The 21,853-nt window shown below is 64.8% G+C and carries 19 protein-coding genes and 1 pseudogene; all 20 read right to left on the bottom strand.

What is annotated here, in order from left to right; all coding sequences use genetic code 11:
* Positions 1 to 205 precede the first annotated feature (205 nt).
* On the bottom strand, positions 206 to 1,237 hold the full coding sequence (gene dusA / locus AC5P7F_RS19555; RefSeq protein ID WP_164077524.1) for a tRNA dihydrouridine(20/20a) synthase DusA: 1,032 nt from the start codon (positions 1,235 to 1,237) through the stop codon (positions 206 to 208).
* Between the two features lie 94 nt (positions 1,238 to 1,331).
* Positions 1,332 to 3,752, bottom strand: a complete 2,421-nt coding sequence (locus AC5P7F_RS19550; RefSeq protein WP_495204195.1) for a VgrG-related protein — start codon at positions 3,750 to 3,752, stop codon at positions 1,332 to 1,334.
* A 25-nt stretch (positions 3,753 to 3,777) separates the two neighbouring features.
* Positions 3,778 to 4,134: a lysozyme inhibitor LprI family protein gene (locus tag AC5P7F_RS19545; RefSeq protein ID WP_065428057.1), complete on the bottom strand. Its 357-nt coding sequence runs from the start codon at positions 4,132 to 4,134 to the stop codon at positions 3,778 to 3,780.
* 586 nt (positions 4,135 to 4,720) lie between these two features.
* Positions 4,721 to 5,596, bottom strand: a complete 876-nt coding sequence (locus AC5P7F_RS19540; RefSeq protein ID WP_014645615.1) for a lysozyme inhibitor LprI family protein — start codon at positions 5,594 to 5,596, stop codon at positions 4,721 to 4,723.
* Positions 5,597 to 5,751: 155 nt separating this feature from the next.
* Positions 5,752 to 6,530: pseudogene (locus tag AC5P7F_RS19535) on the bottom strand (SulP family inorganic anion transporter); the annotation flags it as partial.
* Positions 6,531 to 6,659: 129 nt separating this feature from the next.
* Entirely contained in the window at positions 6,660 to 7,370 is a 711-nt protein-coding gene (locus AC5P7F_RS19530) for a hypothetical protein (RefSeq protein ID WP_041862971.1), read from the bottom strand.
* Positions 7,370 to 7,648: a hypothetical protein gene (locus tag AC5P7F_RS19525; protein ID WP_227863853.1), complete on the bottom strand. Its 279-nt coding sequence runs from the start codon at positions 7,646 to 7,648 to the stop codon at positions 7,370 to 7,372. Before AC5P7F_RS19525 ends, AC5P7F_RS19530 begins: the two co-directional genes overlap by 1 nt.
* Positions 7,649 to 7,686: 38 nt before the next feature.
* Positions 7,687 to 11,175, bottom strand: a complete 3,489-nt coding sequence (locus tag AC5P7F_RS19520; RefSeq protein ID WP_495204194.1) for a TipJ family phage tail tip protein — start codon at positions 11,173 to 11,175, stop codon at positions 7,687 to 7,689.
* Positions 11,172 to 11,777 carry a tail assembly protein gene (locus tag AC5P7F_RS19515; protein ID WP_481462458.1) on the bottom strand — a complete coding sequence of 202 codons (606 nt, stop codon included), beginning with the start codon at positions 11,775 to 11,777 and terminating at the stop codon, positions 11,172 to 11,174. The genes AC5P7F_RS19520 and AC5P7F_RS19515 overlap by 4 nt, the downstream gene beginning before the upstream one ends.
* Positions 11,770 to 12,510, bottom strand: coding sequence for a C40 family peptidase (locus AC5P7F_RS19510; RefSeq protein ID WP_032956266.1), 741 nt, complete (start codon positions 12,508 to 12,510; stop codon positions 11,770 to 11,772). Before AC5P7F_RS19510 ends, AC5P7F_RS19515 begins: the two co-directional genes overlap by 8 nt.
* Positions 12,511 to 12,572: 62 nt before the next feature.
* Positions 12,573 to 13,268 (bottom strand): phage minor tail protein L, encoded by a 696-nt coding sequence (locus AC5P7F_RS19505; RefSeq protein ID WP_014645608.1) that lies wholly within the window; start codon positions 13,266 to 13,268, stop codon positions 12,573 to 12,575.
* Between the two features lie 152 nt (positions 13,269 to 13,420).
* Positions 13,421 to 14,644, bottom strand: coding sequence for a hypothetical protein (locus tag AC5P7F_RS19500; RefSeq protein WP_414616462.1), 1,224 nt, complete (start codon positions 14,642 to 14,644; stop codon positions 13,421 to 13,423).
* Complete coding sequence (locus tag AC5P7F_RS19495; RefSeq protein ID WP_053494634.1) at positions 14,598 to 15,737, bottom strand: hypothetical protein; 1,140 nt, start codon at positions 15,735 to 15,737, stop codon at positions 14,598 to 14,600. Before AC5P7F_RS19495 ends, AC5P7F_RS19500 begins: the two co-directional genes overlap by 47 nt.
* A gap of 12 nt (positions 15,738 to 15,749) precedes the next feature.
* The gene (locus AC5P7F_RS19490; protein WP_075076396.1) at positions 15,750 to 16,202 is read right to left on the bottom strand and encodes a hypothetical protein; all 453 of its coding nucleotides are present in this window, start codon (positions 16,200 to 16,202) and stop codon (positions 15,750 to 15,752) included.
* Position 16,203: 1 nt separating this feature from the next.
* Positions 16,204 to 17,325: a hypothetical protein gene (locus AC5P7F_RS19485; protein ID WP_146257713.1), complete on the bottom strand. Its 1,122-nt coding sequence runs from the start codon at positions 17,323 to 17,325 to the stop codon at positions 16,204 to 16,206.
* Between the two features lie 31 nt (positions 17,326 to 17,356).
* Positions 17,357 to 18,508: a hypothetical protein gene (locus AC5P7F_RS19480; protein WP_481462457.1), complete on the bottom strand. Its 1,152-nt coding sequence runs from the start codon at positions 18,506 to 18,508 to the stop codon at positions 17,357 to 17,359.
* 117 nt (positions 18,509 to 18,625) lie between these two features.
* Positions 18,626 to 19,798, bottom strand: coding sequence for a hypothetical protein (locus tag AC5P7F_RS19475; protein ID WP_164077529.1), 1,173 nt, complete (start codon positions 19,796 to 19,798; stop codon positions 18,626 to 18,628).
* 2 nt (positions 19,799 to 19,800) lie between these two features.
* A complete protein-coding gene (locus AC5P7F_RS19470; protein WP_049441818.1) occupies positions 19,801 to 20,130 on the bottom strand; it encodes a phage tail protein in 330 nt (109 codons plus the stop codon).
* The gene (locus tag AC5P7F_RS19465; protein ID WP_164077530.1) at positions 20,127 to 21,491 is read right to left on the bottom strand and encodes a phage tail tape measure C-terminal domain-containing protein; all 1,365 of its coding nucleotides are present in this window, start codon (positions 21,489 to 21,491) and stop codon (positions 20,127 to 20,129) included. Before AC5P7F_RS19465 ends, AC5P7F_RS19470 begins: the two co-directional genes overlap by 4 nt.
* Before the next feature lie 75 nt (positions 21,492 to 21,566).
* On the bottom strand, positions 21,567 to 21,824 hold the full coding sequence (locus tag AC5P7F_RS19460; protein WP_014645600.1) for a DUF1799 domain-containing protein: 258 nt from the start codon (positions 21,822 to 21,824) through the stop codon (positions 21,567 to 21,569).
* Positions 21,825 to 21,853 lie beyond the last annotated feature (29 nt).

The raw sequence follows: 21,853 nt of genomic DNA, 5'->3' as shown, positions 1-21,853 counted from the left end.
TCCTAGCCGAGCACGGCGATTCGTTCAAAAGTCGTAAATCCGGATGCCGGGTTCGGGGCCCGGCGCTTTACAAATCCTTTGCAAATTCTTGGTTTGGGGCAGTGAATCCGGTCTGAACTTTTCCGGCCGCGACCCCGCGATGTTCAGCTAGGTGAACATTCGGAACGAATCACCGCGCCTTGTCAAGCCAGGAATGTGACAGCGGTCACGCTGCGGCGCGATCAGCGTCGCGTTCGGTCGCGGCAAGCGCCTGCTCGACCAGGCTCCAATCGGCGCCCGGGCGGTGTGCGCCCTCGCTCAGCACCTGGCGGAATGCGCGGCCACCGGGCTGGCCATGGAACAGGCCGAGCAGGTGGCGGGTGATGTGCTTCAGCGCCAGGCCTTCGCCCAGGCGCGCTTCCACGTAGGGACGCAGCGCGCGCAGCAGGTCGCCGCGGGCCTGCAGCGGGGCGCCGGTCTGCAGCGCATCCAGCTGATGCAGCAGGTAGGGATCGTGGTAGGCCGCGCGGCCCAGCATCACGCCATCGACGTGCGCGGCCTGCGCCTGCACCGCCTCGACGCTGGCCAGGCCGCCGTTGAGCACCACCGGCAGTGCCGGGCGCTCCTGCTTCAGGCGGTAGGCCCAGTCGTACTTCAGCGGCGGAACCTCGCGGTTCTCCTTCGGCGACAGGCCCTTCAGCCACGCGTTGCGCGCGTGCACCACCACCATCGCGGCACCTGCGGCGACCTGGCGGTCGACAAAGGCGGCGAACACGTCGTAGTCGTTGTCCTCGTCCACGCCCAGGCGGCACTTCACCGTCACCGGGATCTCGACGGCATCGACCATCGCCGCCACGCACTCAGCCACGAGCATCGGCTCGCGCATCAGGCAGGCGCCGAAGCGCCCGGCCTGCACGCGGTCGGACGGGCAGCCGCAGTTGAGGTTGACCTCGTCGTAGCCCCAGTCGGCAGCGATGCGCGCAGCCTGCGCCAGCAGCGCGGGATCGCTGCCCCCCAGCTGCAGCGCCAGCGGCTGTTCGCTGCGGTCGAAGCCGAGCAGGCGCGCGCGATCGCCGTGGATGACCGCGTTGGCGTGCACCATTTCCGTGTACAGGCGCACACCCGGTGCCAGCACGCGATGGAACACGCGGCAATGGCGATCGGTCCAGTCCATCATGGGGGCAACGGACAGGCGCAGGGAATCGGCGTAACGGGCGGTGGCGGACGTCATCGGGGTGTTGATCGTGGAGACTGGCATTGCCAGTGAGATCAATAGTTTACACCGGACGGCTGAATGGCGGCGGGTGGCTCCGGGGCTGGCCGCTCGACCGGCCCCGGGGACACCGCGTGGCTTACAACCCGCGGTTGCGAACCTGTTCCTGCTGCTGTTCCTGCGCACGCTGGTTGAACTGACTGTCCAGCGCTTCGCTCTGCCGGCTGCTGGCCTCGACCGAGTGCGACACCGCCTGCTGGCGGTCGACGAAGGTCCGCTGCGCTGCCGGGTCACCCAGCTCGCCCTGCACCGCGAACAGGCCGGTGCCGTCCGGGCGGGCCACGACATGGTCGATCTGGCGCATGCCGGACACCTTGCTTTCGTAGGCCAGCTGGCCAGCCGCTCGTTCGGCTTCCTGCGAGTTGGCGAACAGCGGCTTCAGGCCGGCCTGGGCGCGCTGCTGTTCGAGCGCCTGCAGCTTCTCCAAAGCCTGGCCGAAGCGCGCGTTGTCGGCATGCCCGGCGTCGCGCATGCTGGCCGGCGCTGCAGGTTCGGCCTGGGCCGGTGCCGCCGGCGCGATACCGGCCTTCACCGCGTTGGGCGCATCCACCTGCGCCAGGGTCCTGCGGCCGGCCTTGCCATCGTCGTCCAGGCCATTGTTGGCCTGGAACTGCTTGACCGCTGCAAAGGTGTCCTTGCCATACACGCCATCGGCGTGCAGCGGCTTGCCGTCGGCCCCGGCGTAGCCCAGCGCCGCCAGCTTGCCCTGCAGGGCCTTGACCTCATCGCCGCGCTCGCCCTGCTTCAGCACGCCATCGGCCATCGGCGCCTGCTGTGCACTGCGTGCGGCCTGCGCGGCCTCGGGGCCCTGCGCGTGGACCTTGCCGCCCAGGGTGATGCGGTCGTTGAGGATGTCGCCCAGGAACCTGCGGTACTGATCGGGCTCGAGCTCGATATGCGCGTGCACGGCACCCGGGGTACCGGCATCGGACTGGCGGATCAACGGCGCACCGTACTCGACGAAATCACCGGTCTTGTAAGGGGTGGTTCCACGCGCACCGTGCAGCACCTGCCCGACCAGTTCGCGCTGCGGATGCCCGGCCGGATGGCTCCAGATGCTGATCGAATTCCACTTGTCATTGTTGACCTGGACATACCCGGCGACCGGATTGGGAATCATCACCTCCCGGTCGCCGCGCGCATTGCTCAGGATCAGATCCTTGTGCACCAGCGGGATGCCGTTGCGATCACCGCGGGTCCGTACCGTTTCCAGTTCGCCCTCGACCATGGCCGACGGGCGGTCAGCCTTGGCGGCATTGCCGGTGCGCACGGCCTCGGCATTGGTGTTGGGGTGATGGATCTTCAGTTCGCGATAGGCATCCTCGCCACTGGTGCCATGGCGCAGTGTGCGGTTGCTGCTGCCGTTGCCAAAGGGTTCGACCACGACGATGCGCTGGCCACCGGGCGCGGCGGCGGCATCGGCTTCCCGCGCAGTCGCGGGTGCGGGTGCGGGTGCCGCAGCAGGAGTGACCGGTGCAGGCGTGGCCGGTGCCACAGGCTGCGCCGGCGTGTGCTCGCGTACCGCCGTATCCAGGGCCTGCAGGGTCTGCCGGCCGGCCTTGCCATCGACGGTCAGCCCATGCGCCTGCTGGAACTCGCGCACTGCATGCTCGGTATTGGCACCGTAGTGGCTATCGGCTGTCAGCGGTTGCCCGTTGCGACCGCTATGGCCGGCCTGGATCAGCTTGGCCTGCAGGGCCTGGACCTCGGTACCACGCTCGCCGGGTGCCAGCACGCCGTCGGCCATCGCCGATGCCGCCGCACGCTGGCCGCGCTGGCCGCGCTGGCCGGGCTCAGGTTCACCGAACACCTGCTGGTAATCCTTGCCCCGGTAAGCCTCGGGGTTGTGGTTGACCTGGTCGTAGCGCGCCAGCCCGACCAGTGCGGTCTTCTCGGTGAGCGCACGATCACGCAGCGAATCCCACAGGGTGGGCGAGCTCTGGAAGTGCACCTGCACATTGGCGTGCTTGTAGTCCTGCACCGCGCGGACGATCTGCTCGTCACTCAGCTCAGTCAGCTTGAAGTCTTCGCCATAGGCCTGCTGCAGGCCCTTCTGGAACACCGACCGGGTCATGCCGCGGTACTGCACCGAGGTGCTCCACAGCGCATCCTGCACGGCCGCACCACGGCCGGAGAGATCGATGCCCACATCCTTCAGGCGGCCCATCTGCACGTCGTAGTACTTGTGCTGGATGAAGTCGTGCTGGTCCCTGGCAAACCCTGCCGGATCGGCGGCCGCCACTTCCTTCCAGCGTTCGGTGAAGGCCGGGGTTCCTGCCTGCAGGCCGTTGAAGCGGTTGCCATAGCGCGAGGCGGCGACGTACTCATCCACGCCGCCAACGTTGGTGGCGTACTGGTAACTGCCATACGACACGCCGCCATGGTCGCCCCTGCCGGTGGAAACGTGGCCGGGGCCGCGACCTCCGGTTTCGAAATGCGCCGACGTCTGGCCGCGATGCCAGTTGTCCATTGCCTGCTTTGCCTGGGTCACAACATCCATTTTCCTGCACTCCTTTGCGGGGGAATTACTTCGAGGTCAGTGCCTGCAGCACGTCGGCACGGTTGGCGGTGCGATTGATCCGGCAGGACTGCGCGTCCAGCATCTGCCCCTGCCCGTCTTCGGCAGGGTTCCAGCTGCAGTAGCGATTGGTATCGGACATGTAGGCGGCCTGCTCGTCCATCAGCCTATCCTTGTCCTTGCCATCGGGACCGTCGACGATCTTCATGAAGGCCTGCTCGAGTCGCTGCTCCTGCCAGGCAAGCTCCTCATCGCCACACGCCTGCAGTGCGGGGGTCTCGCCGCCGCTGGAGTTCACGCACGTGGCGTACTGCGGCCGCAGCGTGGCTTTGTTGTAGGAATCATCCGGGCGCTGCGGCGGCATGTCCTGATCATCGGCATCGGCCGCTGTCGTGGCAGGTGCGGCGCGTGCAGGCTCTGCAGTGGCGGGCGGCGATGCGGTGGCGGGCGCGGCGGCCGCGGGGGCAACTGCCGTATCCGCCTCCGGGCTCTTGGCCTGGCATGCTGCCAGGCTGAGGCCCAGGGCCAGCGCAAGCGCGATGGCCCCGGCCCTGCCGAACGTTTCGCGGGGGGCCGCTGGAAGGTGGTTTGTTCCCTGCATTGCTTGCATCTCCTTGGCATCCAGGCACGTTGCCCGTCAACGCGGGGCCGTCCATCGGCCCCATCGGGAATTGCATGCTACGCCAGCGTGGATTTCAGATGCCTGACTGGATTCAGAATGTGTGCACCTTGTCCCAACTGCAATCTGCACGGCGCAACGTCCTCGCGATCGCGTTCGCGAATTCGTATGTTGAGGTCGCTCACATGATGCCCAATGCTCACGAATCTCAACGAAACTGCCGTTTCAAGGACATCTTGAAGGCTTGACCGCAGTCAATTCCGCTGCCCTGCCAGCAGACGGGCTTTCGGATCGGCGTCGAGGCCCCCTGCAATGCCGCCATCGAGGCTCATCATCGCGCCAACACGCCCTTCTGCAGTTCCACCGCACGGTTGGCGTAACGATTGATGAGGCACGACTGTGCATCCAACGCCGGGCCCACGCTGTCAGTGGCCTGGCTGCAGTGTTTGTCCGTGTCTGCAGCCCAGTTGGCCTGCTCGTCCATCCAGCGGTCCTTGCCCGGGCCGTCGGGGCCGTCCATCAGTCGCGCGACCTGTGCTTCCAGCAGCGCCTTGTGATGGGCGAGCTCGGCCGTATCGCAGGCTTCCAACTGGTCGTCCATGCCGCGGGCGTCCTGCACGCAACGGGTGTATTCCGGACGCAGCGCTGCCTGGGTATACGAGGTATCCGGCGGCGCGCTCTGCGCCAGCAGCTGGTCGGCACGGTTGGCAACACGGTACAGGCGGCATTCCTGCGCGCCCTGCAGCTGCTGCACGCTGCTGTTGGGGACATCGCGGCAATAACGGTCTGTATCGCTGCGCCAGCTCGCCTGGGTGGCCTGGAATGCCGTCCGGGCAGCGCCGTCGAGTCCGGCCAGCGCCTTGCTGGCCGCCGCTTCGAGACGCCCTTCCTGGTAGGCGAGTTCGTCCTTGCCGCAGGCCTGGAGCTTGCCTGCATCTTCCACCCCATCCACACACCAGCCATAGGCTGGGCGCAGGCGACCGTCGGTATAGGACGCATCCGGGTAGTGGAGGGAATCTGCCGATGCCGGGCCGGAAGGGGCTGTCGGCGATGCCGCAGCAATCGACGCGGGGGCCGCCGTTTCGGTCGATGCCTGGGAAGAAGGCGCCTGGCATGCGGTGAGCGCCAGGCACAGGGCCAGCACCTTCCAATACCCATGGCCGACGCCGACCCGTTCGCTGCGCCCAAGCGCGCCCAATGCCTGCATTGCCAGTTTCTCCCTTGCGTGTCGCCAGCGGGTGCCGGCAAGGAGGGGCCGTCCATCGGCCCCATCACGCGGGCAATGCTACGACGGCGCCGGTTTCAGGTGCCTGACTGGATTCAGAATGCGTGCACGTCGTCTCAGACGCGGACGCTGGAACCTCAATGCCCGCCTCCGCGCCCGCCTACCTGTTCGATCAACGTCTGGCTGGCCGCATTCAGGCCCACCACCGTCACCCCCGCCCCATGCGCGGCCAGCTTTTCCTGCGCGCGTTCCAGCGCGGCCACCGCCGTCAGATCCCACAGATGGGCATCACGCAGGTCGATCTGCACCTTCGGCGCCACATGCTGGTAGTCGAACGCGGCGCCCAGCTGGCCGGCGGACGCGAAGAACACCTGCCCGCGTACGCGGTAGACCTGCGTGTCTGCGACATCCTCGCGCTGCACATCCAGCATGCGGCCAACCTTGCGCGCGAAGAACAGCGCCGACAACAGCACGCCACTGAGCACGCCCTTGGCCAGGTCGTGGGTGGCCACGGTGACCACCACGGTCAGCAGCATCACGGCCGAGGAACTGCGCGGATGCGTGCGCAGGTCGCGCAGCGAGCGCCAGCTGAAGGTGCCGATGCTGACCATGATCATCACCGCCACCAGAGCGGCCATCGGGATCTGCCGCACCAGGTCGCTGCCGTACACCACCAGCACCAGCAGCAGCACGCCGGCCACCAGGCAGGACAGGCGGCCACGGCCACCGGACGTCACGTTGATGACCGACTGGCCGATCATCGCGCAGCAGGCCATGCCGCCGAGGAAACCGGTGACCGTATTCGCCACGCCCTGGCCGACGCATTCGCGGTTGCGCTCGCTGGCGTCTCGGTGATGTCCTCGACGATCTGCAGGGTCATCATCGATTCGAGCAGGCCGACCATCCTGAGCCGGGCGGGCCGGCTGCCGATGTGCGGCAAGGGTCAGGGTGGCGTGATCACTGCAGTGCGTCGTCGAGGAGCGTAGGAGGGGCGCAGTCTAGTCCCTGGCGGCTCAAATGGCCGCCTGCACGGGCCTGATTCAGGCTAGTAGGTGTGTGCGGCAATCAGGAAGTTCGGCAACTGCCCCGTGAAACTCTGGTAGGACGCGCCGCTCAACGAACGTTGACGGTTCTCTCTACGCCTGCAGTAGTTCAATCGCACCTGCGAAGCATTTGGAGTATTGATGTACGGCTGATAGCGCATGTTGCCGCGAATGGTCGGGCCACTTCCGTAGTAGGCGTAGATGTCATGGCACAGTCCAATGTCGGACATCAGATAGGCGAGATTCTCACCAGGACCGTTGAACAGTGGCCCTTGCCTCACATTGTCGGTGGACATCTCGGTAAAGCCTGGAACACTTCCACCCGATTTATCGACCAAACCAGCGATGCGCAGTGGACGGTTTGACATATCCCACTGGATGGATCCGTCGGCGTTGTAGACCTGCATGCCTGTACTTCCACTGTTGACCGCCCGCCCCCATGCCCACCACTCGAAGCTGGTGGTCCCTTGCCCCATGCTCCAGTAAAAGCCATTCAGCGCTGACATCACCTGTGCGGATCCGCCATTGCAGCGGATGAACACCAGGTACGGCACGCTCTGTGCGGGAAGGCTTACAAACCCGCTCGCGCCATAGGCGGACGTATTGCTTGCAATGGACTGCGTGCCCTTGGCTATCGAAAAGAAGACGAAGGAATGTGCGTTCACAAGAACTGGAACGCCGCTGTCATTGGTGACTTCAAGACCAACAGACATCAGAAGACTCCGTAGTAGATGGAAGCAGTCGGGTTGGCAATCGGCGAGAACGTGAACTGCATCCGCAATGTATTGCCGCCGTCGACAAACGACATGTACCCAAGCGCAGGCGCGGAAAACTGATTGCCATTCTGGTCCTGCCAACTGTCGGAGCCAGGGCTGGGCAGGATGGCAAATGGCTCACCCAGGCCGGCCAGGCCCACGCTGCTGGACGAGCTTCCAACGACCGAGAGAGTGCCCATGATCTTGCCGGCACGATCATTGGTGTCGAACCACATCTGCCCATCCGGGCCGAATATCTGCATACCTGTTGCCATTACCAGATCCCCATGCGGACGCGGACGCGGCCGTTGCTGTCGTAAACGTGGATGACACTGTCATTGATGGTCAGGCGGCCGCCGTTCTCGGGGCCGTTCATCGTCAACGTGCCGTTCTTGTCGAGCCTCCATCGTGGTTGCCCGCCGGCACCCACCGCATTGGACTGGATCACGTCGCCGATCATGGCGTTCTGGATCCAGCCGTTGCCGATCAGTGCCTGGCTGATGAAGGTCTGCCCGCCCTGCACCACGAAGGGCGCACTGACCTGCCCGCTGTTGGTGTTGATCAGCGCGAAGCGATCAGCCTGCATCAGGATCTGGCTCTGGTAGCTGCCATCTGGCTGCTGCTCCACGCCCAGACCCATGCCGGCCATGTAGATCTGCCCGGCGCTGGTGATCTGCGCCTTGACCGTATAGGTCGCGCTGACCTTGCCATCCAGGTTGACCACGGCCTGCGAGACCTGCTGGACCGCGGCGCTGACGCCCTCGATCTTGCCTGGAACACCTTCGATGGACGCTTCGACCGTGTCCACGCGCTTGGCCAGTGCCGCGTCCTTCTCGGCCATCACGCTGTAGACGGTGATGGTGCCGGCGCTGACATCGTTCTCGCCGACGTTGTAGTCCTCCTCGCCGGCACTGTGGTCGCTGACCTGGGCGAACAGGCCATCGACCTTCTGCCCCTGCGCGGCCACCTTGCCATCGACGTCGGTCACGTCCATTTCCAGCTGATCGACACGGCCGACGATGGCGCCCGCCTCGGCGATGGCGTCGCCGATGTTCTTCCAGTGGCTGCCCGGCGGCGTTTCATTGCCTGCGGCAGTGCCCTGCCAGCTCCAGATCCGCCCGTCGTGGATGACGGTCTGCCCTGGGCTGTAGGTTGCCTCGGCATCCCAGACCAGCGGCAGCACTTGGGTGACGCGCTCGATCTTGCCCTTCAGCTGTTGGCCCAGCGCGCTTTCGTTGATGCGGCCGGCGAAGTAGGCGTCGTAGTCATCCGGGTTGCTGCTGGACTCACCCATCACCCCGGCTTGCGCCGGATACCACGGGCCGATGTTGCCACTTCGATCCACCAGCCGTCCCCAGAACCAGAAGCGCGCGCCAGCGGCCAGGCCGTTCATCTGGTGCTGGGCCTGCGGGTAGGCGAAGTCGCCCAGCTTGATCGCGCTCTCGCGATTGGGGCCAGTGCTGTACCAGAGTTCGGTCCGTTCGGTATCGGTTGCACCTGCGGGGAAGCCCCAGGACAGTGCGATGCCGAAGGGGCGGGCAGTGCTGGTCAACGATGCCAGCGAGGGGGGCGGCGTCGTCTTGCCTTCAATGGTGGTGAGCATGCTGAGCGTCGGCTGCGACACCGCGCCCAGCGCATTGACCGCGCGTACGCGGGCCAGATACTCGCCTGCGTAGACGCCCCGCACTTCCAGGCTCTGCGTCCCGACGCGACCAGCGCGGACCCAGTTGAGATCGCCACGGCGCCATTCCACGTCATAACCGATCGCCTTGTCCGCAGCATCCCACTCGATCGTGAGCACGGAGGTAGCGATGCCCTGGTCGACCACCACATGCGAGGCCATCCGCACGTTGGCCGGTGCCGGCTGCACGCTGGGCGGGATGATGCTGATCGGCGGCTGATCCAGGCGCGTGCCGTCGTCGATGGCGGCGTACTTGCCCGGCACGTGCTTGAGCGCGGTGATCTGATAGGTCAGGTCCTCGCCTTCGCTGATCGACAGCACGCGATAGTGCTGCAGGGCCAGCTCCGGCGATTCCAATGCCCAGACCGACTGCGCCACCGGTACCGCCGACCACGGCGCGCTGACGGTCACCGTCTCGCCGTCCACCGACTGCACCGTGCGTGCTTCGGTCTGCCCGCTGGGCAGGGTGGCACGCAGGGTGTCACCGGTCGCGATCTGTTCCGGCATCCGGTCCAGCACCAGGCTGCGCGTGCCCGCACTACGGATGCGGCCCGCATTGCGGCGGCCGGCGCGGTTCGGGTCGGCCACCTGGATCACATCACCGGGCATGCAGCCCAGCGCATCCAGGCCCACCGAGAAGCTGATCGTCTCGGTTTCCAGCATCTCGGTATGCAGGATGTGGTTGCCCACGCGCTGCGCCTGCGAACGCGAGTGGCAGCCCACCGCCGTCACTTCGGTCTGGTTGATGCCGTAGCGGGCCACGCCCGGAAGGTGCTGTACGACTTCGACCTTCTGCCGGCCGAAGTCGTCCGGATCGATCCACGACACCAGGGCCACCGTGTGCCGCGCCGTGCGGCTGCTGCCGGCATAGTGGAAGCGCCCTTCGATGACGTTGGCCTGGCTGTAGGTCAGCACCGGGTCCTTGGGCATGTCGGCCGAGGCCATCACTTGCCCCGCCGCATAGAAGCTGATGCCGCGGAACATGGTGGCAATGTCCTGCAGCACGCGGTAGGCCTCGGCGCGGGTCTGCAGATACAGGCTGCAGGTGAAGCGCGGCTCCTTGCCGCCCTGGCCATCGCTGACCAGTTCATCGCAGTAGCGCGCGATCTGGTACAGCCGCCACTTGTCCACCCAGTCCAGCGGAACACGATGGCCCAGGCCGAAGCGATCGTTGGTGACGATGTCGAAGAACACCCAGGCCGGATTGTTGGTCCAGCCACTCTTGAAGGTACCGTCCCACACACCGCTGTAGAGACGGCTGAGCGGATCGTAGTTGGAGGGGATGCGTACGATGCGGCCCCACAGCTGGTAGGACCGGGTGGGAATGTTCTGGAACTGGCTGGCATCAACCTGCACCGCCGCCAGCGCACAGTTCGGATAGCGCAGCTTGGCATCGATGATCTCGGTCATCGACAGCACGTTGACGGTATCGGCGATGGTGCTGCTGTTGGCGTTGGCGGTCAGCCGGCGGATGCGCACCTGCCACTGGCTGCCGGCAGGCAGATCGATGCGGCGGCTGCGCTCGTACTGGCTGGTGGTCTTGCCACTGAAGGCATCGGTCAGCACCGTGCTGAACGGGCCGCCGTCGGTGGACAGATCCACCGCGTACATGATCCGGTAGCCTTCAGTGTCGCCGTTCTCGGTGTTGGTCTTCTGCAACGCCGGCACCGCAAAGCGGATACGGACGGCTGACAGATCGGCACCCGATACGGTGCGCACCACCGGCGCATCGCTGCGCAGCTCGACGTTGACCCCGACTTCGTTCTCGATGGAGGGGAAGCCGCTGATGTGCTCCTGGTCCTGGGTGCCGGAGCGCGTCTGCACGTCCACGCCGGAGAAGTTCAGCGTGCCGTCCGGATTCTCGATCGGCACCTGGTCCAGGTAGATCGACTGCTTGCCGGCGACCAGGCCACGGATCTCGCCCTCGCTGGCGAGGTCGATGATGCGGGCCACCGCCATCGAGTGCAGGCTGTCGGCGGTTTCGACCGGGGTTCGGGCGTTGCTCGCGCCCTTCTTGGCACCCGCCAGCACTGGCGTGGCTGCGCCACGCGTGCGCGGCGTGGGATGAGTGGTCTGATTCAAAACTGGTCCTCCGCCAGGATGCCGCCGCTGATCACGGCCGAGCCGATGAACATGCCCTTGCTGTCATGGCCGCCATAGGCGACCGGCACGGGGTTGCCTTGCGCCTGCGTGTTGACGGTGCCGTTCATGCTGTAGCTGGGCGCGTTTTCGGGTGTGTCTTTGGCACCCAGGCCTTTTGGCTGGGGGGAGAGCATCTGGGTGATGCCGCCGATCACCATGGAAACACCGAGCTTCATCATCGGTTGGCCGATCGCTCCATATCCCCATGCCGATGCCACGGCGCCAACAACGATGAGGACGACGCCCACAATCGTCTGCAGTACGCCCCCTCGCTTGCTGCCCACCAGAACCGGCGCGATGCGGATGTCATCCTGTCCCGGCGGGTCGTGCAGCTGATCCCGCGACAGGTTCTGCCGGCCGTTGAACACGGCAAACTCCATGCCCTTGGCCTTTGCGCCCATCAGGTACTGCTGGAATCCTGGCAGCATGGTGCACAGCGCATGCACCGCCTCGGCCGGGCTGTTCACCGCCAGCCGGAACCTGCGCCCAAAGCGCGTACCCAGCTTGCCGTACAGGCGGATCGTACGAAGACGGTCAGTCATGTCGCACCCCGCGATGGCGGACGATGCAACGGGTGCGCTCGGCCCACATGCCGCCGTACGGCACGGTCTCGGACAGGCGGCCATGCAGGTGGTGCAGCATCTGCCCGTCGCCGAGGTAGATGCCCGCGTGGTTGGTGACCGGCGAGCGGATCTGCATCAGGATCATGTCGCCCCGCTGCGGCTCGCCCTCGATCAGGTCGAAGCCCTCGGCGTGCAGCCGTTCAAGGCTGTACAGGTCCTGGCCGTGGCTCCACCAGTCGTCCTGGCGTTCGTACTCGGACAGCGGGATGCCCAGTTCGCGTGCGTGGAAATCGCGGACCAGGCTGTAGCAGTCCAGCACACCGTGGGCGAACTGGCGACCGACCAACGGTGCCATGTAGCCAGTGGGATGCAGGGTCTGCAGATCACCGCACAGCGGTGCCTCGCCTGTTACCTGGCCGACGCTGACGATGTGCCAGGTCAGCCCGCTGCGCTCGCACATGACCCTATCGGCGTCGGACGGCGTTGCGGCGGCATCGGGATGGCTGTGCACCAGGGCCAGCACCTCGCCCTTGTCCTCGGCCACGGCATAGTCCTCAGCGGGCAGGCGGAAATGCTCGCTGGGCGTGGCGGCCACGTTGCGGCAGGGAAGATAGCGTTCGTGGCCTTCAATGGCCACGATCAGCCCGCAGCATTCGCGCGGGTACTCGGCCACGGCGTGCGCCTGGATGGCCTGCAGGGTTGTCGGTTGCATGTTTCACCCATGAAAAAGGCCCGCGCGGGCGGGCCTGGAAAGTGGAATCGGGAGGGGATCGATCAGGAGCGCAACAGGCCCGCGGCGGGGAAGCCGCCATAGGGCAGCGGCTTGTCCTGGCCGAAGCGCAGCTTGCAGCTGCGTACCCGACCGCCGCACTGGTCACGCGCCGGATCATCGGTGGCGACGTCGTCGCTGTCGGCCACCGCTGGACCGTTGTAGCCGCAGTACGCGCCGCGATAGCCGCCACGCACCAGCCAGCCACACATGCCGGCGATGATCTGCCTGCCCGGCAGCTGCTGCCCATTGAGATCGATCGCGGTGGTCAGCTCGAACTCGACCATCTGCTTGTCCTCACCGATCTTGCGCTCGATGAACCAGACTTCATCAGGGAAGTGCTCGCCAGGATCCGCGCTGGGATTGCCTTCCTCGAAGTTGGCGGCATCCAGGTACTTGGCCAGCGTCTGCCGGCGGATGATGCGTGCACCGACCAGGTCATCGAACAACAGGCACATGGCGGTGATGCGGCCATCGATGTTGCTCACGCGCAGGCGCGGGTTCGGCGGCTGGTCGCTGGTGCGCTCGAAGCCGCTGGCCTCGATCGGCCAGGGGCCATATTCCTGGCCCTGCCACCAGATGAGGCCACTCTGCAGGTGCGCGTGGAAGAAGAGCTTGTCGGCGCCGAAACTGCTGGCGTCGAGTTCATAGACGGTGATGCGGCCACCCGGCTCAAGCTGCTGGGCATCGGCGGTGATCATGGGGTGTTCTCCTGTGCGGCATTGGGAAGAGGGGGTGGTACGGGGTACCGTTCCTGGCCGCACGGCACGATGACGTGGTGGCCTGGGCGCAGCGAGGCAGTGGTGGTGAAGCAGGCGTGCTTTGGCGCCTGCGGAGCGGGGGTTGTCATGGCTCAGAGCTCCGCATCGGCCTGGACCAGCACCTGCGAGGTGGTCGACCACACCACCACCGCGCCCCAGAGCTGCATGTTGTTCGGCATCGAGGCGATGACTGCCGCGTCAACCGTGGACTGCCAGCTGGGCGCTCCGCCGTCGAAGTTGACCAGGTTGCCGGCATTGCCGAAGCCCACCAGGTTCAGCGCGGTGGACGGCGAGGAGATTCTGGGTGCTGAGCGTTTGCGCACCTTGAACGGGATGCACGCTCGCGTGTCGCCGTTGGCGGTGTAGGTGATGCCGATGATCCGGTTTACATCCACCGTCTCGTAGTAGCGCTGGCACAACAGCAGCTCCAGTGCTTCGGACCGGCGGTCGAAGTCGGTGGCGGTATCGCCTTCTTCGATCTGCACTTCGGCCACTTGCACGCTGCCGCTCTTCTGCCCGGCGGCGAACGCGCGGCCGCCGAAATCGGCACCTGCGTCCAGCCAGAAGCCCAGTTGCAGGTAGCTGTCCGGGCCCAGCGTCTTGCCGGCAAGACCGGGAACTTCCACGGTGACCTGGTGCCATCGCCACAGCGTATCGAGCACGACCGAGGCGCCGATGCTGTCGCGCGCGGTAGACCCACCCGTTCCGTAGGACTGCTGCAACTCCACGCCGATGCGGAAGTCGTCCACCGAGGCGCGCGCCTTGAAACTGATCGTGACGGTGCGCCCGGCCAGTGTCCGGACATCCTCGATGCGCTGTTGGACCAGCGCCATGTTGCCGGCACCGGCAACGCTCTGCACCTCCAGCCGAAGCAGGTGGCGCGACCCAGCCAGCAGGCGCCCTCCCTGGCCGCCGCCTGGAGGCACATCCTCGCGTGAGGCAGCTACCCTGGTGCCGATGGCATTGACCGCCCAGCGGTCAGCGATGTAGCGAGAGCCCGTGGATGCAGGGAACGCTGCACCGCGCTGCCAGAACCGGAAGTCGCCGTTGATGAGCGGGTTCCTTCCGGCCATGCGGCCTTCCAGATGCATGAGCGCCGATTGCGCGTCGTCCAGACCAGCGTAGATCTCGGCGAAGTTGTCGTTGATCTTGGTGAATGCCGGCCGCTGGGTCTCACCTCGTTTGCCGTTGGGCTGGACGGTGTCCAGGTCGATGATTCTTCGTGTCATGTGCAGTCCTCGCTGCGTGCGCCGGTGTTGACGGCCAAGGTCAGATCTCGGCGTCAGCCGCCCAGTTGCCGCCCACCAGATAGGCATAGAACGGCGTCAGGCCAGAACCGAAATCAAGCTGAAGCGTGAATCCATCGGGACGAAGGAACAGCGGGACAGCCATTCCGCGTGACCACCCGTTGCCGTTGAACAACGACCAGTAGCCGAGGGCCGGCGCCACTTCACTGTTGGAGTAGAGCGTGAGTGCGGGCACAGTGCGTTTGGCGACCTTGAAGGAGATCTGCTCACTGCGCGCCAGGCCTGCCTGGAACGCGGCGGCGACGCCCTGCGGTGACGGCATGCCAAGCTGCGGTGCCTGTTCCAGTGGGAAGCTCTTCTCGTAGTACCGCTGGCACAGCATCAGCTCGGTTGCGTCATCACGCATGTCGTAGTCGGTAGGTGTCGCCCCCTTCTCCAACTGCATGCAGGTCAGCGAAAAGGACCCAGACTGGCCGACAAGCTGTCCGCCATAACCACCGGGTGTCGCAAAGTCGACGATGACGTGCAGCTTGCTGTTGGCTCCCACGGTCTTGCCAGCAATGGATGGCAACTCGACGGTGAAGTACCTGAGCGCGGCCGCGGTGCCGATCTCCTGGACGCCTGCCCGGACCGTCACATCCGGAGACCCATTGGTACCAAACGTCTGGATGAAGCGAACGCCGATGCGGCAGCCCGGCGTCGCGGCCCATGCCTGCATGCTCAGCGTCACGGTACTTCCCGCCAGCGTCTGCACGCCTTCCACCGGCTGGGTGACGAACGCCTCGGTCGCGGCCGTCGATCCGGTGAGATCGCAGTTCATGAATCCCGTGACCCCGAATGCCGGGGCATCGAAGCTGCGGCGTGACACCGCGACCTGCCCCGCCCCGGTGCATACCACCTGGAAGCGATCGGGAACATACACCGCCAGAGGCGACACCACAGTGCGGCTGCTGCCCCGTTGCCAGAACCTGAAGTCACCGTTGATCAGCCGGTTCCGGCCGTTCTGCCTGCGCCGGAGATCCTGCACCGTGGTTTCGAGTTCATCCAGATCCGTGTAGAGATCGGCGAAGTTCTCATTGACCTTGGTGAAGGCCGGCCGTTGCGTCTCACCCCGCTTTCCGTTCGGCTGCACGGTATCAAGGTCGATTGTGCGTCGTGCCATGCGTCGTCCTCCTCAGCCGCCGATGATTTCCGGCGCCTGCTCGGCAGGCCAGCCGAATGCATCCGGCTGCGGCAGTTGCGCCTGGACCTGCCGCCAGTCCGGCGCGTTCTCCTCGGCGGTGGACTCAATAGTCTCCAATGCGAGGTTGACCCCGTCGCGCCAGGCAATCATGGCGATGGCGTCCTGCGCATAGCGCGGCACCGCACTGCCCGCGTAGCTGCAGCAACTCTCGATGCTGTCATAGCCGCGATCGCGGGCACACTGGGCCATCCACTCCCACGCCTTTCCGCGGATGAAGCGATGGAACTGCGCCGAGCCGGGTACGAACAGCGGCGGTACCGGCTCCGGCTCATTGCCTGCCGTACACCAGGCTTCATAGTCATTCCACAGACGGTGGCCACGTGGAATGAAGGCGCCGGTCTGCAGGCACTTGATGGTGTCGATCTCTTCGGTCAGTTGATACATGTCATAGCTCCGCGTCGGCGGTCCAATGGAAGGAGGAGCCCCAGTTGCCTGCGGCGGATTGGTAATTGACCTGTGCGCCGGACTGGCCGGCATATACGATGGATGTCACCGTGCCGATGCCGCCGCTTGCGCCGGATATGCGCCCTGCCTGCCCGTTCACATCGCTGTAGACCGTGTAGGCTGGGATGGCCCGCTTGGGCACGCGACACCGGATATGCGAGGTGCTGCCAACGCCGACACTGCGGTCGTAGAACTGGTTGTCGCGTCCGATGCCATCGGCCGTGCCAGGCGGCACATCCAGGTTGTAGCTCTTCTCGTAGTAGCGCTGGCACAGCTGCAGCTCGTGGGCCAGCGGGCGCAGGTCGAATGCCGTTGCCCTGTCGCCGCGCTCCAGCTGCATCATCGCAAGGCCGAACTCTCCGCTCTGACCGGAGATGACACCGCCATAGGCATCGGCGCACAGATCCACCACCAGCCACAGGAAATCGCTGTCGGCATTGCTGCCCAGGGTCTTCCCCTTCACCGATGGCAATCGCGCACTGAGCTGGAAATAGGTCCAGGACGCGGCGGTGACCGCTACGGTTCCCAGCTCTACGCTGACCGCGGCGGAAGGCGAACCACCGGTGCCAAAGTGCTGGATGAGACGAACACCGATGCGTTTTCCTGGCGGGCCATAGGCGAAGCCGGAAACCACCACTTCGCCGTCGGACAGTGTGGCGACCCCTTCGACCTTCTGTGCGACATAGGCGCTGCTGCCTGCACTGACCTTGGAGACAACGCTGTTGAGGAAACGGCGCGATTCCGGCGCGGCACCGCCGGCAGGAAGATTGGCCCCGCGATTTGCGGTATGCGTGCAGCTCAGCGCTGCCACGGTCCAACGATCGGCCACATAGATCTCGCCGCCTTGGGTGGTGCCAGTGCTGGCCCGCTGCCAGAAATCGAAGTTGCCGTTGATCAGGCGGTTCCTGCCTGGAGCCGCGCTCTGCAAAGCGCTTTCCAGCGAATCCAGCGCGCCATACACTTCGGCGAAGTTGTCGTTGATCTTGGTAAACGCCGGGCGCTGGGTTTCGCCCCGCATTCCGTTCGGCTGAACGGAATCGAGGTCGATGATTTTTCTCGTCATTGCTGTCGTCCTGTTCCCTGCGGGCGCCCCATCAAAGCTCGGCGTCGGCCCACCAATGCCACCAGCCGCCCCAGCGGCCTGGATTGTTGGTCCAGCTGACTTCGTACCCGGAAGGCGAGGCGTAGTTGACCAGGCAGGGCACGCGGGAGATGTTGTCTTCCGCGATGTGTCCATCCTGCTGGATGTTGTCGGCCGAGATGATCATCACGTAGGGATGAGCGCGCTTTGCCGTCTGGAATCGCACGCTCTGGTAATGCGCCATTCCCGGTGAGTTGATCGAGAATGCCTCGCGCCCTTCGTTGTGCGCCGTGTTGGGTACGATGTCGAGGTTGTAGCTCTTCTCGTAGTAGCGCTGGCACAACGCCAGTTCCACACCTGGCGGCCGCCAGTCGAAGCATGTCGCTGCGCGGCCCGATTCGACCTGGAACTGGGTAAAGCCGAACGAGCCGTTCTGTGCCACCAGCTCGCCCTTCTGACCAGCACCGCACAGGTCGAACACTACGTAGAGGTGGTCGTTGCCGTTGCTGCCGAGCACCTTTCCCCGGGTACTCGGCAACGTCACCGTGATGCTGTGACGTTTGGCGGTGGTGCCCACTGTGAGCACACCGGCTTCCAGCACCACCTGCGGCGAGGGTGAGCCGCCGGTTCCAAAATCCTGGATGACACGCACGCCCACACTGCGACCGGGCGCATCAGAGTTCGCCCATACCGAGATCGTGATGTCTCCGCTTGCACTGCGGACACCCTCGATCTTCTGCCCCATCCAGGCGCCACTTCTGGCGATGGCCTCGGATACGGTGCAGACCAGAATCGACCGTGTGTCTTCCGGAAATCCGGCTTGCCCGTCGTACGCCACGCGCTGTACGTCGTGGTTGCAGACCAGTGCCGAGTTCGTGAAACGGTCGGCGAAGAACACTTCCGCGCCCAGCGTCCCCGACCCAGTGCCGACACGACCAGATGTACGGCGTTGCCAGAACTGCAGGGCGCCATTGATGAGCAGATTCCTGCCTGGAACGCGCTCGTTGATGGCATTCGCCACGGTTTCCGGGATCTTCGCGACCTCGGTCAACGCGTCGTAGACCTCGGCGAAATTCTCGTTGATCTTGGTAAACGCCGGGCGCTGTGTTTCACCCCGCTTTCCGTTCGGTTGAACGGAATCGAGGTCGATGATCTTTCTTGCCATTGTTGGCTCCTTGAACGAGGTGAATCGGCGGCGTCCGCTCGGGGTCTGAGTACTTTCATTCCGTCAATGGGCGGATCTCACGGCTTTCCGCCCGATCCCGCAGACGCATGAATGCACTCAGAGTTCGGCATCGGCGGTGTAGTGGCCTGCCAGTAGAACAGAGCCGCTTACCAGGAAGCCCGCACCGCCTACGTCAGCCATGAACGCCTGGCTCGTTGCCATGACTACGTTAGTCAGCGTTCCCGCGCGCCATGTTCCGCCCGCGGCGTCGTAGTACCTCCAGAAGCTCGGCGATCCGATGTCACCACCTTCTCCGCCTGCATGGAACAGCAGCTTTGGCGTGCTGCGCATCGTGCCTTTGAACTCTGCAACAACCCGGCAGGTACCACTGTTGAAGGCCACGGCGTTCCGATGGACGGCGGAGCTGCTCCTGCTGTTGGGAACCTCTGTAACAGGAAAGGACTTCTGGTAGTAGCGCTGGCACAGCGCAAGCTCGTGGGCCGGTGATCTCCACTCGAAGCGGGTCGCCCGTGCGCCGGCTTCCCATTGCATTTCACCGAAGTACAACTGGCCTGCCTGCGCGCCGAGCCCTCCTGTGCGCGCGTTGAAGTCGCTGCCTGCTGAGAGCCATACCGCACAGATGACCGAATCATCGCCACTGCCAAGCGTCTTACCGTAGATGGAAGGAAGACTGACGGTCTTGCTGATCCGGTTCAGGCCCTGTGCGAGCGTGAAAACTTCCGGCTGGATCGCCGTGACAGTGGGGCTTCCGCCCGTTCCGAAGCGCTGCAGGAACTCGACTGCGATCTTTCTGCCTGCGGTGCCTGCGTTGTAGACCAGGAACGATAGCGTGCTCTCCGATGCGGCAAAGGTCCGCACACTTTCCACACGCTGCTCGAACAGGAAATGGTGTCCGGCGGCGTTGTGATTCCCGTTGCAATTGGCGGCCAACGTAAACAGGCTTCTCGGGAAGTTCGAATCGCCCGGGGCAACGGGTGATTTGAATATGACTGCTCCGTCCATCCCTCCCTGCTGTGCAAAGAATCTGTCTGCACAGTAGGCAGCGGCGGCGGTGAAGTTGTCCCCACGCTGCCAGAGCTCGAAATTCCCATTGATCAAACGGTTCTTTCCCGAGACTGAGTCTGCGATGGCACCAGGGATTCCCTCCAGCGCCAACGCAACATCCTGAAAGTTCTGGTTGATCTTGGTGAAGGCGGGCCGCTGGGTCTCCCCACGCTTTCCGTTGGGCTGGATGGTATCCAGGTCGATCCGTTGAAGATCCATGCTCATGCCTACGCGTGGAAGGTCTGCTCGAAGGTGGCGGTGATGGTCGATACCTGGCCGCCGAGATGGCTGTCGGTGTAGGAATCACACATGTACAGCCCCTGCCCCAGTGGCCCTTTCCACAGGAAGCTGCGGCCGGCATGACCATCCAGGAAGGTCACGATCTCGTTGATCGTTTTGCGGTTGCCGACGAACTGCAGCTGGTAACTGCGTGAAGTGGCGTTCAGGCCATCGGCAGCGGCCTGCGCATAGCCATCTCCGAACTTCGCGCGCTTCACGGCGGCGGTGGTGGTTCCAGTACTCTGGCTGGTTGCCGGCCAGGTGAAGGTGTCGGTCATTGCATGGCACTCCTGCTGAGCACACCACCTGCCTTCAGGTCACGACTCTGCAGCTCGCGGTACTTGCGTTCCACGAACTGGCCAATCTCGTTGCCGAACTGCTGCAGCATGCTTTCGTTGGTGGTGACTTCCTTGCCACCGTTGTTGTCGATGCGGATGCTGACTCCCACTCCGCCACCACCGCCGCCACCGTGCGCGGCCACACCCAGACGGCCGTCCGGCCCGCGCCGCAGCGGCATGATCGCTTCCGGTCCCGCTTCGCCGAATACGCCTGCGCCCCTGGCGAAGGCGAACAGCTGCGGGGTGTTGTAGACACCGCCGGAATAGGCCGACAGGCTCGGCGACTGGTAGACGCCACCGTTGGCGTTGGCCTCCATCCCCGTGCCATATCCGAACAGGCCCGCGATCTTCTTGACGCCCCAGACGATTGCCTGTTGGATGGCGATCATCTTGAGATCGGCGATGATCGACTTGGCCAGATCCTTGTAGTTGGACTTGCCCGTCTTCACGAAGCTCTGCAGTGCCGCCTCTGCGCCGGTGAACGCCTTGGAAAAGGCATCCTGGGTGGACTTGGCGGAGTTCTCGGTCTTTTCCATGTACTCGCCGAGCGCGCTGCCGAAGCCCTTGCGGAACCCCGAAAGTCCTGTGGTGCCTTTGGTGTCCTTGGCGTCCTTGGTTTCGCCCGCCTTGGCATCGCCGACCTTGGCGTCCTTGGCAGTCGCCACGCCTGCAGCCACCGCCGCCGCGTCCGTCGCTGCATCCTTGGGCGTCAGGTCGACCCCCATCAAGCCGGCGATCTTCCTCGCCCCCCAGACCAGTGCCTGCTGTGCGGCGATCATCTTGAGGTCGGACAGGATGGACTGGGCCAGTTCCTTGTACTTGGACTTGCCGGTGGTCACGAAGCTCCTCAACGCTTCGTCGGCGCCCGTGAACGCTTTGTCGAAGGCTTTCTTGGCAGCCGTGGCGGTGTTTTCGGTCTTGCCGATATAGTCGCCGAGCGCGCCGCCCAGGCCCTTGCGGATGCCTGCCAGGCCCTTGTCGTCCTGTTGGGCCTTCTCTTCCTTCTTTGCAGCCTTGCCGGCGTCCGCGCCCGCTGCGGTTGTTCCTGTCTTCGCCACCGCCTGCAGCTGCGTGTTCAGGGCGGTCAGCTGCGTGGACAGTGCGGTGACCAATGATGCGCTGGTGGTCAGCACGGCATTGAAGGCCTGCTGCACCGTGTTGATCTTCTCCAGCTGCCGCTGGAACTCCTGTGTGGTGCCGGTCATCTCGGTCATGCCGCGCCTTGCTGCCTGCATGGCCGTTTCCAATGCGTTGCTGGCCTCCACGGTGGTCCGTGTGCTGCCAGGCGATGTAGTGCTCATTGAGTGTTCCTCGGGAGAGTCGGCTCCGCTTCGGCGGAGCCGGGATCGGCCATCGGCATTGCCGCGATGGCCGGCTCATTCCTGTTGCATCTGCTCCAAGGCCGCGCGTTCGATGATGCGGATGGCCGCCATCACCTCGTCATGCTGGTCGCCGTCGAGCGCTTCGCGCTCCAGCTCCCGGTAGACCACGTTGTAATCCAGCCCGATCGGGCCACCTGCGCCGACGCGCCACTGGGTGGCAACCCGCGAGAAAAGTTCGATGGGAAGCACGCACTCCGGCCACAGCTCGACCTGGGGCGGTGGAAAGTGCTTTGCCTTCAATCCAAGCTTCATCAGCTCGGACTCGGTGGGGGCCCGCCAGT

The sequence above is a fragment of the Stenotrophomonas sp. YJH_SMC_105-26 genome (genome assembly GCF_059368915.1).
Note: the sequence above shows the minus strand (reverse complement) of the source record. Positions and strands in the feature narration are given on the sequence as shown.

What these genes read in the sequence shown, in the direction of transcription:
- dusA (WP_164077524.1), bottom strand. Translation starts at nt 1,237, where the DNA reads ATGCCAGTCTCCACGATCAACACCCCGATGACGTCCGCCACCGCCCGT.
- AC5P7F_RS19550 (WP_495204195.1), bottom strand. Translation starts at nt 3,752, where the DNA reads ATGGATGTTGTGACCCAGGCAAAGCAGGCAATGGACAACTGGCATCGC.
- AC5P7F_RS19545 (WP_065428057.1), bottom strand. Translation starts at nt 4,134, where the DNA reads ATGCCGCCGCAGCGCCCGGATGATTCCTACAACAAAGCCACGCTGCGG.
- AC5P7F_RS19540 (WP_014645615.1), bottom strand. Translation starts at nt 5,596, where the DNA reads ATGCAGGCATTGGGCGCGCTTGGGCGCAGCGAACGGGTCGGCGTCGGC.
- AC5P7F_RS19530 (WP_041862971.1), bottom strand. Translation starts at nt 7,370, where the DNA reads ATGTCTGTTGGTCTTGAAGTCACCAATGACAGCGGCGTTCCAGTTCTT.
- AC5P7F_RS19525 (WP_227863853.1), bottom strand. Translation starts at nt 7,648, where the DNA reads ATGTGGTTCGACACCAATGATCGTGCCGGCAAGATCATGGGCACTCTC.
- AC5P7F_RS19515 (WP_481462458.1), bottom strand. Translation starts at nt 11,777, where the DNA reads ATGACTGACCGTCTTCGTACGATCCGCCTGTACGGCAAGCTGGGTACG.
- AC5P7F_RS19510 (WP_032956266.1), bottom strand. Translation starts at nt 12,510, where the DNA reads ATGCAACCGACAACCCTGCAGGCCATCCAGGCGCACGCCGTGGCCGAG.
- AC5P7F_RS19505 (WP_014645608.1), bottom strand. Translation starts at nt 13,268, where the DNA reads ATGATCACCGCCGATGCCCAGCAGCTTGAGCCGGGTGGCCGCATCACC.
- AC5P7F_RS19500 (WP_414616462.1), bottom strand. Translation starts at nt 14,644, where the DNA reads ATGCCTATCTGGTGGGCGGCAACTGGGCGGCTGACGCCGAGATCTGAC.
- AC5P7F_RS19495 (WP_053494634.1), bottom strand. Translation starts at nt 15,737, where the DNA reads ATGGCACGACGCACAATCGACCTTGATACCGTGCAGCCGAACGGAAAG.
- AC5P7F_RS19490 (WP_075076396.1), bottom strand. Translation starts at nt 16,202, where the DNA reads ATGTATCAACTGACCGAAGAGATCGACACCATCAAGTGCCTGCAGACC.
- AC5P7F_RS19485 (WP_146257713.1), bottom strand. Translation starts at nt 17,325, where the DNA reads ATGACGAGAAAAATCATCGACCTCGATTCCGTTCAGCCGAACGGAATG.
- AC5P7F_RS19480 (WP_481462457.1), bottom strand. Translation starts at nt 18,508, where the DNA reads ATGGCAAGAAAGATCATCGACCTCGATTCCGTTCAACCGAACGGAAAG.
- AC5P7F_RS19475 (WP_164077529.1), bottom strand. Translation starts at nt 19,798, where the DNA reads ATGAGCATGGATCTTCAACGGATCGACCTGGATACCATCCAGCCCAAC.
- AC5P7F_RS19470 (WP_049441818.1), bottom strand. Translation starts at nt 20,130, where the DNA reads ATGACCGACACCTTCACCTGGCCGGCAACCAGCCAGAGTACTGGAACC.
- AC5P7F_RS19465 (WP_164077530.1), bottom strand. Translation starts at nt 21,491, where the DNA reads ATGAGCACTACATCGCCTGGCAGCACACGGACCACCGTGGAGGCCAGC.
- AC5P7F_RS19460 (WP_014645600.1), bottom strand. Translation starts at nt 21,824, where the DNA reads ATGAAGCTTGGATTGAAGGCAAAGCACTTTCCACCGCCCCAGGTCGAG.